Here is a 13,751-nt window from a genome sequence, read left to right as displayed (position 1 = left end):
AGGTGGGGCGGTCGATCTCGGCTTGACCAGGATCAAATGTATCAACCGGGCTCTGCGATCCTCGCCGTTTTTGACGGCGCCGTTGCGGCCATGGCATGATCTGCGCCATCTATGGTCACCCAAGAAGGATATTGCATGCTGATTCGTCGTCTGGCTGTGTTGCTCGCGGTCTCTCTTGCGGCAAGCTCCGCGCAGGCCGCCCGCTGTGGCGGCGATTTCAATTCGTTCATTTCGAGCTTCTCCGCGGAGGCGCAACAGGCCGGCATCTCGCCCAGCGTGGTATCGAGCGCGCTCGGCGGCGTCAGCGTCGATCCCGGCGTGCTCGCCTTCGACCGTCGCCAGCGCTACACCTTCACCAAGACATTCGAGCAGTATGTTTCGACCCGCGTCGGCTCGGGCCGCATCAATGGCGGCCGTGCCATGCTGCAGCGTCACGCGGCGCTGTTGTCGCGCATCGAGCAGCAATATGGCGTGCCGCGCCAGATCCTGGTGGCGATCTGGGGACTGGAGACCGATTTCGGCAAGGGCGATATGGGCAAGCTGCCGGTAATCCGCACGCTCGCCACGCTGGCGCACGATTGCCGCCGCTCCGATCTGTTTCAGGGCGAGCTGCTGGCGGCGCTGAAGATCGTCCAGCGCGGCGACCTGCCTCTGCGCGACCTGATCGGCGCCTATGCCGGCGAGATCGGGCAGACGCAGTTCCTACCGTCGTCCTACATCAAATACGGCGTCGATTTCGACGGCGACGGCCGTGTCGATCTGCGCCACAGCGTGCCCGACGTCTTGGCCTCCACGGCGAACCTGTTGCACACCAACGGCTTCAAGATGGGCGGCTCCTACGAAGAGGGCAGCGAGAATTTCGAGGCGATGCGCGAGTGGAATCACGCGGTGATCTATCGCAAGACCATCGCGTATTTTGCTGACAGGTTGATCGGGAGATAGGACGGGTGTCTCCGCATCCTCTGCTGTCATTCCGGGCTCGTGCTACGCGCGCTCCGGAATGACGGCGGAGGAATGAGTGTGCTCCATCCACAACCGTCATTGCGAGCAGCCGTAGGCGACTAAGCATCCAGACTCCTTGCCTCAGCTCTGGATGGCTCAGCGTCGCAGGCGATGACATCGAATACAACAACGCAGTTCGTGACGGTGACCGGCAGACGGTCACCCCTCCTTCACCGCTTTCGCCAACCGCCGTTCCATCACGCGCCAATACGTGCCCGGCAACAACCGCTGCAGCAGGTCCATGAAGCGGGCATCATTGCCGATCAGGATGCGCGGCTCGTTGCGCTCGATGCCCTTGGCGATGCGCAGCGCCGCATCGCGCGGCGAGGTCTTCGCAAGCCTGTCGAATCGCTCGATCGCCTCCACGCGCCGCGCGTTGTCAGTGACGCCGCTGCCCATTCGCGCATTGCGCGCGATCGAGGTTGCCACGCCGCCCGGATGCACCACCGACAGCCTGACCTGGCTCTGCGCGGCCGCGAGCTCATGCCGCAGGCTTTCCGAGAACCCGCGCACCGCGAACTTCGCAGCTGCATAGGCCGATTGTCCGGGTGGTGCGATGATGCCGAAGATCGAGGACAGGTTGACGATATGTGCTTCGCGCATGCGCGACAGATGCGGCAAGAAGGCGCGCGTGCCATGCATGACGCCCCAGAAGTTGATCGCGAACAGCCACTCCATCTCGGCCTGGTCGATCTCGTGGAATTGGCCGAACAGCGCGACGCCGGCATTGTTGATCAGGATGTTCAGCGCCGGATGCGCGGCGCACGCATCTCGCGCGAAGGCGCTGATCGCGGCGGGCTCTGCGACGTCGATGCAGTGCACGGTCACCTTGCTATGCGTGCTTGCGGCGATCTCGGCGGCGACCTCTTTCAGTCCGGCCTGGTCGCGATCGGCCAGCGCCAGATCGCAGCCCCTTGTAGCAAGCTCGATAGCGAGCGCGCGTCCGATGCCCCCCGCCGCTCCCGTCACCGCCGCGCCGGCCCCCCTGATTGTCGTCATTGTTCCTCCCGATGGTTGTCAGAATGCAAATCAGCGTGCACCCAAAAGTTTTCGGAGGTTTTGTGGCACTTTTTTAAATTGGAACCGAACCATCCGAGGGTTCCTTTTTTAACCCACGTTACTGCTGCAACTCGCACCTTTTCGGGAGGCCCCATGGGACAAGCAAAGCCCCTTCGCGCAACGGCGCTGATCGTAGAAGACGATCCAATGCAGCGAGAGATGATGAGCCTCCTGTTGGAGGAGAGTGACTATGACGTGATCAGTTGCGAAAGCGCCGAGGCTGCCGAGCTCGTGTTGAAGCGGAGCGGGGGCCGCGTCCTGCTGCTGATGACCGACGTGCAGCTTGCCGGTCGCATGAACGGCGTGGAGCTGGCGCATATCGCCAAGCAGCGCAACCCGCGCCTCAACGTGGTGGTGACCTCGGGCCGGCCGCCGCCGCAGCCGCTGCCGGAGAATGCCAAGTTCTGGGCGAAGCCATGGGCGCCGCTCGACGTGCTGCGGGAGGCCGAGACCGCGCTGGTCACGAGCCAGTCCGCGGCTGGGCGGCGGGAGTAGGCGGGTGCGGCCGGCTTCCGCCGCCGCGCGCGCCGTGATAGCAGCAAGGCAACACTGATTTTCGCCGGGGGAGCTTGCTGTGATGACCGCATTCCTGCTGACGTCCCTCATCGTCGTGGCCTCGCCCGGCACCGGCGTGCTCTATACGCTCGCGGTGGCGCTGACGCGCGGCGGCCGTGCCAGCATCGCGGCGGCGCTCGGCTGCACGCTCGGCATCATCCCGGCGATGCTGGCTGCGATCTTCGGGCTTGCCGCCGTCCTGCACACCAGCGCGCTGGCGTTCGCGGCGCTGAAATGGTGCGGCGTGCTGTATCTGCTCTATATGTCCTGGCAGACGCTGCGCGAGACCGGCGCGCTTGCCGTCGAGCCGCCGAGCAGGGCGCGCACGAACCGTGAGGTGATTGCGACCGGCTTTCTGATCAACATCCTCAATCCGAAACTGTCGATCTTCTTTCTCGCCTTCCTGCCGCAGTTCATCGCCTTGGACGCGCTGCATCCGCTTAAGGAGATGCTCGTGCTCAGCGCGGCCTTCATGGCGATGACGTTCGTGGTGTTCGTGATCTACGGGATGTTCGCGGCGCGCCTGCGCGAGCGTGTGATCACGAGGCCCCGGGTGATGAACTGGATGCGCCGCGCCTTTGCCGGCGGCTTCGTGCTGCTCGGGGCGCGGCTCGCCCTCACGGAGCGCTGAAGCGGACCCACGCCCTTGCCGCGCCTCGATTTCAGCTGGGAAGGAGAGAGCCGCAGGCGCGGCGAGAGCCCGGGTGAAGCGGTGCCCCACCCGGGAAGCAACACGCTAGTCTAGATTACTTCTTCTTGGCGGCCTTCTTGGTCTTCTTGGCCGTTTTCTTGGTGGCCTTGGCGGCCTTCTTCGCCTTCTTCGCCATTGTGTCCTCTCAAGGAGTGATGGAGTGAAACGCGACTCGAGGCATGCTCTCTCGGACTATATCCTTGCAACATCCTCGAACATCGATCCCAGCAGATTCGCGTCGCGCTGCCTCACCGCACGCCCGCCTGTCACCCCTTTATCCACAAGTGTCTTGCATTCCGGGCGATTTCCGCGCGCGCGAGAGAGCGGCCACATAGGGTTAACGGCGCGCAAACCCGCTCTTCATTGATTCACAACCAAGGCGTGATCTCGCCGGCGCCATTGAGGGTCCGTTAAGCGCGCCGGTCCCATGTTGCCGGCATTTGCAGGGATGATCATGAACCAGACGTTCGGAAACAGAGGGGAGAGGACGACGCGCGTCCTGCTGCTGCGATGCTGAGCGTTCCGACGCTGTGGGTGGTGATTATCTTCAACTTCCTCGCCATGGGCCTGGTCTGGGTCTATGTTACGCGGGCCTATCCGAAGTTCGAGGCGGCGCGCTACTGGGCGGGGGCGTCGCTATGTGCATCGACCGGCGCTTCGATCACGATGCTGCGCGGCGTCATCGAGCCATTCTTCCCGCTGGTGGTCGGCGGCAGCCTGATGGTGTTGGCCTGCTGCCTCGCGGCCGTGGGCGTGCGGCGCTTCTATGACGCGCCGGCCTCTTGGCGCATGCCGGTGGCGGTCACCGCGGCTACCGCCCTGGGGCTTTCTTTCTTTGTCTATGCGGTCGACGATATCGGAATGCGCATTGTCGTCTACTCGATCGGCCAAGCCATCGGGCTGCTTTCGACGTTGAAGCTGATGCTGGGCCGCCATTTCAATCGCACCAATCCCGGCGCGCGGCTGGCCTGCAGCATCGCGATCATGATCCTTGGCCTGCATGTCGTCCGTTCGACCTGCGCGGTGCTGCAGATCGGGGGCCCGCTGACGCTCGCCGATTTCAATGGCCTGCAGACGCTGTTGATGCTGCTCCTGGTCTTTCTGAGCCTGTCGTGGAATTTCGCCTTCCTGCTGATGGCCGTGGACCGGCTGCGCAACGAGGTGGCTGATCTGGCGCTGCTCGATGATCTCACCGGCGTCGGCAATCGGCGCTACCTGATGCAGCGGATGACCGAGGAGTGCGCGCGCTCGGAGCGCTCGGGCGAGGCGTTCGCGCTGCTGGTGATCGATCTCGACGGCTTCAAGACCATCAACGACACCTACGGTCACGCGGCCGGCGACGCCTGTTTGCAGCACTTCACGCTGATGGCGCAGACACGGCTGCGGCCGGGCGACATGCTCGCGCGCGCTGGCGGCGACGAGTTCTGCATCGTGCTGCCGGGGTCAACCTTGCGCGAAGGCGCGATGATCGCAGAGCGCGTGCTGCAGGTCTGCCGCGACGATGCGCAGGCCTGTACCGGCGTCGAGATTCCGATCGCGGTCTCGATCGGCGTCGCGGAGTGGACCCGCGAGGTCGGCGCCTTCCCCGACCGCTTGGTTGCGCTGGCCGATCAGGCCCTTTATGCGGCGAAGAAGGAAGGCAAGAACCGCTACGCGCTCTATGATGGCGCCCCTTCGCTCGCGCCCGGAATCGAGGCGGCGCTCGAGGCCGCATTGTTTGCCGACCAGCGTAGCTCGGCGGAGTAAATCCGGCCCTCCGACGACCAGCGCGGCAACAGAAAAGCCGGCGTTGCCGCCGGCTTCCAGCCATTCAATTCGGCCATCCCTTGCAATTCGGCCATCCCTTGGAGGCCGGTTGCCGCGCTTTAGTGCGCGGCTTCCAGCGCCGCGGCCTCCTGCTTGGCGATGGCGCCCTTGACCGCGGACTGCACCTTCTCGAAGGCGCGGACCTCGATCTGGCGCACGCGCTCGCGGGAGACGCCGAATTCGGCGGCGAGATCCTCGAGCGTCATCGGCTCATCCGCCAGGCGCCGCGCCTCGAAGATGCGGCGTTCGCGCGGGTTGAGCACGCCGATCGCACCGGTCAGCGCCTGCCGGCGATGATCGAACTCCTCGTGCTCGGCCATGATGGCTTCCTGGTTGGGCGAGGTGTCGACCAGCCAGTCCTGCCATTCGCCGGCTTCGCCGTCGTCGCGGATCGGCGCATTCAGCGAGGCGTCGCCGCCGAGGCGGCGGTTCATGTCGACCACGTCCTGATCGGTCACGCCAAGGCGCTTGGCGATCAGCTTAACCTGATCGGGATGCAGGTCGCCCTCATCCAGCGCGGAGATCCGGCTCTTGGCCTTGCGCAGGTTGAAGAAGAGCTTCTTCTGGTTGGCCGTGGTGCCCATCTTGACGAGCGACCAGGATCTCAGAATGTACTCTTGTATCGACGCTTTGATCCACCACATGGCGTAGGTGGCGAGACGAAATCCCTTTTCGGGTTCGAACCGCTTCACCGCCTGCATCAGGCCGACATTGCCTTCCGAGACGACCTCGGAGATCGGCAGGCCATAACCGCGATAACCCATCGCGATCTTGGCCACGAGCCTGAGATGGCTGGTGACGAGTTTTTGCGCTGCGTCGCTGTCGTCATGCTCGCGCCAACGCTTGGCGAGCATGTACTCCTCCTGCGGTTCCAGCATCGGGAACTTACGGATTTCAGCGAGGTAGCGGGCAAGTCCGGATTCTCCGTTGAGAACCGGTAGAGTAGCTGTACGGGCCATTGAGCGCCCTCCAGTGGTTCAGGCCCCCGATAGCGGCGGGCCAGGCAAGACGGTCGCTTTCCTTAAAGCCGGCCGGCTGGCGATGTTCCTGCGCCGGTTATTCGACGCAGGTGCAATATACACGATGTGCCCCCTTCCGTGGAAGGATTGCGGGGGTCACGTCCGCGTGTGCCTGGTATAACCTTTTGGTATAGTTGCTGTTTTCCAACGGGCCTGCGTCATAGCGCCGCTTCCAGGGCCCGGCGGAGGTGGAGCAGGTCTGCAGGCAGATCGGACTCCCAGCGCAGAATCTCCCCGGTCCGGGGATGCTCGATGGCCAACATATAAGCATGCAGAGCCTGCCGGCCAAGGGCGGCGAGCGCGGCCTGCGCCTCGGACGCAAGCTGGTTCGCCTTGGTCTTGAAATGCGGGCCGTAGACGGCATCCCCGAGCAGCGGATGGCCGAGATGGGCGAGATGCACCCGGATCTGGTGGGTGCGTCCGGTCTCCAATCGAAGCGCCAAGAGGCTCGCGACCGGCTTGCCGTCGCGGCCCGAAAACACCTCCTGCACCTCGTAATGCGTGACCGCCTCGCGGCCATGCGGGCGCACCGCCATCTTCTCGCGCGCGTGCGGGTGGCGATCGATCGGTGCGTTGATGGTGCCATGCTGCCGGTGCGGCACGCCCCAGGCAAACGCGAGATAGCCGCGCTCCATCTCGCCGGTCCGGCCGTGATCGGCGAACTGCGCGCTCAGCGATTGGTGGGCGAGGTCGTTCTTGGCGACCACCATCAGCCCGGAGGTGTCCTTGTCGAGCCGGTGCACGATGCCCGGGCGCTTAATGCCACCGATGCCGGACAGGCTCGCGCCGCAATGGGCGATCAGCGCGTTGACCAGCGTCCCGCGCTCGTGGCCGGCGGCCGGATGCACCACGAGGCCGGCCGGCTTGTCGATGACGATGATATCGGCGTCCTCGTGGACGATGATGAGCGGAATATCTTCCGCCTCGGGCTCGGCAGGGGCGGCTTCGGGCACGTCGATTGTGATCGTCTCGCCGCGGCTGACATGATAAGCGGGGTCGCGAACCGCGCCGATGCTGGCTTGGCCCGTGCTGGTTTGGCCGATGCTGCCTTGGCTGATGCTGACTTGGCCCGCCAGGATCAGCGCCTTCAGCCGGGACCGCGACAGTTCCGGCAGCCGCGCCGCGAGCACCCGGTCGAGCCGCGCCGAACCCTCGTCGCCGGCGACGACCACCGTGACCAAGCCTTGAAGATGCGAGCCTGAGATTTCCATGAATGTGACCGTTGCGCCCGAACCATCTCCCGAGCAGGCTCAGCTGATGGCGCGTCTGCGGCGCATGATGATGATTGCGGGCGTGACCACGTCGGTGGCGATCGCGGTCCTGCTGGTTGCCATCGGCTACCGCCTTTTCCGCGGCGAGGGAAGCAGCGCGTCGGGGCCTGACGTCACCGCGGTGCTGCCGAAGGGCGCCCGGGTGGTTTCCACGGCGGCGGCCGGCGACCGGCTGGCGGTGACGTTGGATGTCGGTGGCACCACCGAGCTCCGGACCTTCGATGCGAAAACCTTGAAACCCGTCGGCCGGCTGCGCTTCGCCGTCGAGCCGTAACGGGCGGGTTCGGCGCAGAGTAGCGGTCGCTGCAACCGGCGGTATCATTGTCGGCCGGTTCCGCCTTTGCTTTAAAGCCCCCGGGGAACTCTGGGGTGGGGCGGAATGACTGGATATCTCTATCGCGCATTGAGCCTGCTGGGGGCGGCGCTGCTGCTGGCGGCCTGTGCCGGCTCGGCCGCGCTGGAATCGCAAACCAGCAGCGTGATGCGAAGATGGCGCGACTGTATTCCCTTCGTGAGAAGGGCCTCGTCGGCGCCATGGGCGGCACGGCGGCTACGGCCGAGGTCAAGGTCGACGGTAAGTCCGTCGGTGCGCTCCGCAACGGCTATTATCTTTTCGTCGATCGTCCCGCCGGCGCCCACACGCTGACCGCCGACAACGGGGTGTCGATGGCGTACGAGACCGAGATCCAGGTCGACGCCGGGCAGTTCTATTATTCAACATCGGGTCGCAAGCCTCCGGAGCGCCGGGCCAGGTGCTGCTGAATCAGGCCTATGCGGGCGGCAGCGGCACACCGATGCAGTCGAAATCCTGGTTTGCCGGCGCCATGTCCGGGCTCACGATCTATCGGATGGAGCCCGCCGCGGGCGCCGCGCTGATGGCCCAGCTGCAGGTGCCCTGAGGCGAGGGACGAAAGCCGTTCCGCAACATTGCTGACGAAAATTTCCCCGCCCGTCTTGCGGTGCGCCGATTTCGCGGCTATGCGGTTCACCTCACGCTCCCTTCGTCTAGCGGTTAGGACGCGGCCCTCTCAAGGCTGAAACAGGGGTTCGATTCCCCTAGGGAGCGCCATTCCAGGCGCTTTTCCCCTTCATCTCCGACCTGATGGCGCGGCTTCGCTGCCTCGCGGCGCGTTTTCGCGTCCGAGCTTTGCTCTCGTGGACGCCCTCATGGAGAAGGCGCAGGGAAGGCCGGGTGCAGGCCGCACCCATGGCCCGCCTGCAACAAAGAAAGCAGGCGGCAGTCACCACAGGTACGAGCCGAACATCCGGCCTTCCCTGCGCGATGGTCTTCACGGCTGCTCCGTGCTCTCCCAGGGGACCGGGCTTGCTTGCCCCGTCATCGGCATCGTCGCCGACCAAGACACCAGCGTCGGGGTGTCGGGACCACACGGCTTGACCGTCCGCACAGAATCGTTCGTCCGCACGCATCTTGAGCATGGTCTTGGCCGGAAAACCGCAAACGCACTTTGCGCTTCGCGGCCTTCGGCACCGCAACCATACTCGCGTACTGCGACCCGATGCGGCCACCGCATCCCACGCTCCACGGTCCGTGACGATCGCGAAACGCCCCTCCAGTGAGCGCGAGACGGCGAGGAGGATCGTTCTGATTTGCCCGACGACACAAGCCGGACCGCCCGCGACGGAGTGGCACGACGGGCAATTTGGGCATGGGTGGGATGCGGGGGGCGAGCTATGAATTATTGGCGCGCGGCATCTAGCGTGGTTCTGGTTCTATGTCGTCGCCGCGAAGCAGTAGCCCTTCGTCGATCTTGATCGGGTCTTGATACTGCGGAGTATGAAGAAGCACTTTGAGCACGAAGCGAAGCAAGTCCGATGCGATTAGCCTCTCTCTCGAATTGAGGTCGTCAGCCGGTTCGGCTGCTTTTTTGGAGCGTTTCTTTCTCTGCTCGTGCATGATAGCCGAGCGTGCCTCATAGAGTCGCTTAACCTTCATGGCGATTTCGGACGGCGGATAGGCCGGGTCCGCGCGATGCATTGCGAGGGCGGCAGCGCGAAGGCGAAGTTTGTACGACAGCGATTGGTTCTGATCGTCGCCGAGAAGCACTTCAAGACCGATCGTGCCGTCGAGAATGGCGTCCGCTGCATCGTCACGAGTGAGGCATCCATTCAAACGATTGAACGCAAGCCTAATTGCTTCGCTCTCGCTATTGAGCAAAGCTTCATAAATGTGACGTGCCGCGCCAAGCTCCTCGGCAGTCACCGTCGCGCCCTGTTTCACCCATCCATAATTGTCAAATTCGTTTGGATATCGCCTTAGCGTCGCTCCGTAGACGGGCGTTAAGTTGCAGTAGTAATCCAGTGCCCAACCTCTCGGCGCCCACAATACCTGAGCATATCCCGTGCTAATCCCCGTTGCCACTCTTAGTGCGCCGAAAAAACTGTCGATCGCATCCAAAACATTTGATGAGACCTGGCCCAACGAGCCGTGCACCTCGTCGAAGCTGTTTACATCGAGGGTCCATCCATTGGACACGAACGCATGCGTGGCCGCGCCAACGACCATCTTTACGGCTCCGGATCCAAGCGTATCTATTCGGGCCCGAGCCAATTGCAGCTTCTTCGGAATCCTCGTAATGTAGCTCGTTGTGTTAAGTCGGAAATGACTGACTTCGAAATGAGTCAAGGCGATGGGCACGACGAGGCGGACGGCTAACGGCTTATTGATGGTTCCAAATATCAGGGGCCAGATAACAGCGTGTTGGCTTGCAGGTCCGCTTCGAAACGCTCGATTTACCGAATCTATATTGCTTGCTTTGAACTTGCGCAATTTGGAGTCCGCGGCCTAGGGTCCCTAGGCGTCGATGCAACGCCTCGGCAAAAGCGCGGCCGGTGTGGTCGGCGCGCTACCAAGCAATTGCGGCGCTTGCTCTGGACCCGCAGAGAGGCCAACAGTTGATATTCCTGTTAGGATGCAATCATATTTTGGCGGTCTAAACGATCGCTCGCACAGCGTGCTGGCAGTGCCGGGTGGCTTCGTGTTTGTGATCGCGGCCTGACGAGAAGGACTCGTGTTCAGCATCATCTTCCCGAGTGGTCATCGAGTTCAAGTGTCCATCACTGATCCGACCGTGGACGCTGATAGCATTCTTGTTCGCAGTGTCTCAGATAGAGTGTTCGTTTCTTTCCCGCAGCTTCGAAAAACCGTCGGCCCGATAAGTTTGCTTGAGTATATCGCATGGACCGGAAAGGCGCACCCTTTGCCCCAGATAGACCGAGTGCTTGGCGCCATCACGGATAGATCTGCTCTCCCGCCGCTACGATAGGAGGCGGGCAACACGCAGCAGAATGAGCCCCCGGCCCCAATCCTACTGCAGCCGAACCGGCAAATTCAGCGGCCCGCGAAACCCAAACCCATGCCACCGCACGCCCGCGGGATCCGGCAGCGTCATGTTCGGAAAACGCTCGAACAGCATCGGCAGCAGGATGGCGCCGACGGTGCGGCGGGAGAGGTGGGCGCCGGCGCAATGATGCGGGCCGTTGCCGAAGGCCTGGTGGGGATTGGGGTCGCGCAGCGCGTTGTAGTTCTCGCCGTCGTCGAACAGATCCTCGTCCCGGTTTGCGGAGGCCTGGATCGTCATCACGGTGTCGCCCTTCGGAATCAGGCAGCCGCGAATCTCCGTGTCCTCCATCACGAGGCGTGAGCTCGCCTGGATCGGCGCCACCCAGCGCACCCCTTCCTCGAAGGCGGCGCGCCATCTGTCCTGTTCGCGCACGGCAGCAAGCTGCTCCGGATTGGTCAGGAGGCCGTAGAGGATCGTCAGCAGGGCGTCGCGCGGCTCGTTGATGCCGCCGCCGATCGCGATCTTGATGTTGGCGATGATCTGGCTTTCCGGAATCGGGTTCTTCGCGTTGACCATGAAGGAGAGCGCCGACGAATCCGGTTCAGCCCGCACGCGTTCGGCATTGGCGCGAATGCATCGGTCCATCTCCGCATTGGCGAGGTCAGTCGCGTCGAACGGCCCCGGCGTCCAGCCAAAGTTTCCGGCACCGTCGATCAGGGTCTGCGACCACCGCTGCATGTCCTGGTCGCTCGCGTCCGGAACGCCCATCACTTCAGCGAGAATACGCGCGGCCAGCGGTCCTGCGAGGGCGGGGAAGAGATCGACCACCTCGCCGCGCGGCAGCCGGTCGAGATAATCAGTGGCGAATTTGGTATATAGCGGCTCCCAGACGGCTTCGATCGTTTTCGGCATCAGCGCCGGCATCATCGCCATGCGCTCGGCCCGGTGCTCGTCGTGATCCTTGCGCATCAAGGTATGCGCGAGGAAGGCCCGCTTCATCGGCGTGTTCGGATCGTTGGAAGAGAACAGCGCCGCATTGTCCTTCACATATTTGGTATCAGCCGCTTTCGTGAGGAACGTACGGCCCACCGACTTGACCCGCAACACCGGCGCTTCGCGTCTCAGGCGTCGGTAGATCGGATAGGGATCGCGCGTCAGCTCCGCGATCGTGATGGTCTCGTCCAGGGGAGCCAAGCTCGCGGTCGGCATGGGGCGATCCTGTTGGATACGGGCCAGCGCATGTCTAGCCTGAGGATAGTGGCACGGACGGAGCCGTGCAATCCTGGTCCGATGCGTTGGCAGGACGATCGTCTGTTCTGAACGAATTCTGACCTCGGCGGTTCCGCTACTGGAGCAAGCAGAAGAGCTATTTGCTATTCAGCCACAAAGTTCCTGCGCCATCCGAGCTGTCTAGGAGGCGATCGTTTGTGGCGAGTCAATATCGACCACCGCTGCGCTCTTGTTGTTTGATCCAATCCGACAACGTCCGGGGGGTTGATCCCTGGCTGGGGCGCGATTGTTTCGACGTTGTGGAGAGCTTGCTGCGGATCGTCTTCTCCGGGTACTCGCGCTGACGCGTCGGGGCGTCCGTCGCTGTGGCAGCTCTTGATGGAGCGGCGAGCTTCTCCGCCGCCTCTTTTTCGAGGCGGAGTTTTCGCAGGCGCTCCATCTTTTCGCGTTCGGGGTCGACGGGTGGAGGCGGGAGCTCCCGCTGGCGGGCGGCCTCGGCCGAGATCAGCACGCCAAGGATGGCGCGTTCGCCGAGCGCCTTGCAGGCTTCCAGCCGATGCAGGCCCTCGACCAGCACGAAATGGTCTTTCTCGCGACGGACGAGAATGGCCTCGCGTTGTCCGATGTCCAGGATGCTCTCTGCGATGTCCTCGACGATTTCGGGTTTGAGCGCTTTCCGCTTCTTCTCGGGAACGTGAATTTTTTCGATGGGAAAGCTTTGCGGTTCGGACACAGGCCTTGCTCCGTCAGTTGGCGCTCCCTCGTGATCACGCCCGCTCCAACGGACCGGCCGGAACTTGCAACGAATCCCAAGTCCGGAACGAGGCATCGCGAAGGCATGCAGAAGCCGGTGCGCGCCTCTACAATAGTGACATTGCGCTTCGGGCCGCAAGCGTGGTGATCGGGACCAATGGTGGCGTCCCTTCGTCCGCGATGGGTCCATCGCGAAATCGACGGGGTCGCGATGTCAGCGCCTTGCTTTCAGCACGCGTGGGGCGGATTCGCGGAGCGTCATCCGTCATTCGGCAGGAACGCCCTCCTGGTCGCTTCGATGCGTGATGGGCGGCGCGCGCATGCAAGGCGCATCGCGGCGGATGACGCGGCGCTGATCCGCCCTGCTTGCTGCACGATATCGGTGCCGTCCACCATGCGGTGACCCTGTTCAGCGGCTATTCGGATCGCCTCACGCGCCCTTTGTCCAGCGCGCCATCATGCGGCGAGTCTTCACCATCCCGACTGCGTGCGCCATTTCCATCAGCTTGCGCGCGGCGGCGTCGAGATCGCCGAATGTCCGGGCTCCACGAACACGTCATTGCCAACCCTTAAGGCCGGTGTCAGTCGAATACGCGATAGACCAATCATGTCCGTCCGGCCTTCGGGCCAGTTCCAGACCAGCTCGTGCACCACGTACAAGAGAACCGAGGTGACGGCTGCGAGTGCGGCGGTGTGCCCGGCGGTCGCGATGTGCCCCGTTGTCCAAAAAGAGATCGCAAAAATCTCGGTGGTTCCGATCAGTCGCCAGGTGAGGGCCTTCGCGATCGCCTTGCGCATTGGGATGCTCTCCTCGGTTTTTCCCGTGCTCCGAGTGTCCGGCAGACCCTCATGGGCCGTGCGCCGCGCGCTTCTCGGGAGCCTTCGCGCTGAACATTGAGAATGCCGTCGTCATCGTCGCTGAATGTCGCCGAGGCCGTTGCGCCGCTTCGGCTGGACCCCTCATCAGCGGGTCCACCGGCTGCCCGACTGATCATCATGGTAATCGATAAAATTTTATCGACAATTGAAAGCAATTGTTAAGGTTACCGTGGCCGCGATGGCC

Annotated in this window: 15 protein-coding genes and 1 tRNA gene; 8 read left to right on the top strand and 8 right to left on the bottom strand. The window is 63.3% G+C overall.

The features are described 5' to 3' along the window. Positions 1-135: 135 nt before the first annotated feature. Complete coding sequence (locus tag P6U24_RS32275; protein WP_407156450.1) at positions 136-942, top strand: lytic murein transglycosylase; 807 nt, start codon at positions 136-138, stop codon at positions 940-942. Positions 943-1,161: 219 nt separating this feature from the next. Here the strand turns inward: P6U24_RS32275 and P6U24_RS32270 are convergent, their stop codons facing one another. Continuing rightward, positions 1,162-2,001 (bottom strand): SDR family NAD(P)-dependent oxidoreductase, encoded by an 840-nt coding sequence (locus P6U24_RS32270; protein WP_407156449.1) that lies wholly within the window; start codon positions 1,999-2,001, stop codon positions 1,162-1,164. A 153-nt stretch (positions 2,002-2,154) separates the two neighbouring features. On the opposite strand from P6U24_RS32270, the gene P6U24_RS32265 reads away from it, so the two are divergent. Both P6U24_RS32265 and P6U24_RS32260 read left to right on the top strand, forming a co-directional pair. Further along, entirely contained in the window at positions 2,155-2,556 is a 402-nt protein-coding gene (locus P6U24_RS32265) for a response regulator (protein WP_407156448.1), read from the top strand. Positions 2,557-2,635: 79 nt separating this feature from the next. Beyond that, positions 2,636-3,247, top strand: a complete 612-nt coding sequence (locus P6U24_RS32260; RefSeq protein WP_407156447.1) for a LysE family translocator — start codon at positions 2,636-2,638, stop codon at positions 3,245-3,247. A gap of 115 nt (positions 3,248-3,362) precedes the next feature. On the opposite strand, the gene P6U24_RS32255 is transcribed toward P6U24_RS32260, so the two are convergent. Then, positions 3,363-3,443, bottom strand: coding sequence for a hypothetical protein (locus tag P6U24_RS32255; protein ID WP_011924498.1), 81 nt, complete (start codon positions 3,441-3,443; stop codon positions 3,363-3,365). 374 nt (positions 3,444-3,817) lie between these two features. On the opposite strand from P6U24_RS32255, the gene P6U24_RS32250 reads away from it, so the two are divergent. Then, entirely contained in the window at positions 3,818-5,053 is a 1,236-nt protein-coding gene (locus P6U24_RS32250) for a GGDEF domain-containing protein (RefSeq protein WP_407156446.1), read from the top strand. Between the two features lie 119 nt (positions 5,054-5,172). Here the strand turns inward: P6U24_RS32250 and rpoH are convergent, their stop codons facing one another. Further along, positions 5,173-6,072 (bottom strand): RNA polymerase sigma factor RpoH, encoded by a 900-nt coding sequence (gene rpoH, locus P6U24_RS32245; protein WP_407156445.1) that lies wholly within the window; start codon positions 6,070-6,072, stop codon positions 5,173-5,175. Positions 6,073-6,290: 218 nt separating this feature from the next. Further along, on the bottom strand, positions 6,291-7,343 hold the full coding sequence (locus P6U24_RS32240) for an RluA family pseudouridine synthase (RefSeq protein ID WP_407156444.1): 1,053 nt from the start codon (positions 7,341-7,343) through the stop codon (positions 6,291-6,293). On the opposite strand from P6U24_RS32240, the gene P6U24_RS32235 reads away from it, so the two are divergent. The 4 genes from P6U24_RS32235 to P6U24_RS32220 all read left to right on the top strand — a co-directional run bounded on the left by P6U24_RS32235 (position 7,342) and on the right by P6U24_RS32220 (position 8,472). Further along, the gene (locus P6U24_RS32235) at positions 7,342-7,677 is read left to right on the top strand and encodes a hypothetical protein (protein ID WP_407156443.1); all 336 of its coding nucleotides are present in this window, start codon (positions 7,342-7,344) and stop codon (positions 7,675-7,677) included. The genes P6U24_RS32240 and P6U24_RS32235 overlap by 2 nt on opposite strands. A gap of 215 nt (positions 7,678-7,892) precedes the next feature. After that, positions 7,893-8,165, top strand: a complete 273-nt coding sequence (locus P6U24_RS32230; RefSeq protein WP_407156442.1) for a DUF2846 domain-containing protein — start codon at positions 7,893-7,895, stop codon at positions 8,163-8,165. Next, positions 8,156-8,302, top strand: a complete 147-nt coding sequence (locus tag P6U24_RS32225; RefSeq protein WP_407156441.1) for a hypothetical protein — start codon at positions 8,156-8,158, stop codon at positions 8,300-8,302. The genes P6U24_RS32230 and P6U24_RS32225 overlap by 10 nt, the downstream gene beginning before the upstream one ends. Before the next feature lie 95 nt (positions 8,303-8,397). Next, positions 8,398-8,472, top strand: a tRNA-Glu gene (locus tag P6U24_RS32220). A gap of 645 nt (positions 8,473-9,117) precedes the next feature. Here P6U24_RS32220 and P6U24_RS32215 read toward each other — a convergent pair. From P6U24_RS32215 to P6U24_RS32200, 4 genes are all read right to left on the bottom strand, one after another. Beyond that, a complete protein-coding gene (locus tag P6U24_RS32215) occupies positions 9,118-9,927 on the bottom strand; it encodes a hypothetical protein (RefSeq protein WP_407156440.1) in 810 nt (269 codons plus the stop codon). Between the two features lie 802 nt (positions 9,928-10,729). Next, entirely contained in the window at positions 10,730-11,914 is a 1,185-nt protein-coding gene (locus P6U24_RS32210) for a cytochrome P450 (protein ID WP_407156439.1), read from the bottom strand. Between the two features lie 226 nt (positions 11,915-12,140). Beyond that, positions 12,141-12,668 carry a ParB N-terminal domain-containing protein gene (locus P6U24_RS32205; RefSeq protein WP_407156438.1) on the bottom strand — a complete coding sequence of 176 codons (528 nt, stop codon included), beginning with the start codon at positions 12,666-12,668 and terminating at the stop codon, positions 12,141-12,143. Between the two features lie 521 nt (positions 12,669-13,189). Next, a complete protein-coding gene (locus tag P6U24_RS32200; RefSeq protein ID WP_407156437.1) occupies positions 13,190-13,486 on the bottom strand; it encodes a DUF2061 domain-containing protein in 297 nt (98 codons plus the stop codon). Positions 13,487-13,751 lie beyond the last annotated feature (265 nt).

The organism is Bradyrhizobium sp. STM 3557 (assembly GCF_045571465.1).
In the GTDB taxonomy this organism is placed as follows: domain Bacteria; phylum Pseudomonadota; class Alphaproteobacteria; order Rhizobiales; family Xanthobacteraceae; genus Bradyrhizobium.
The sequence above is the reverse complement of the archived record's forward strand: the minus strand, read 5'-3'. Positions and strand labels throughout refer to the sequence as shown.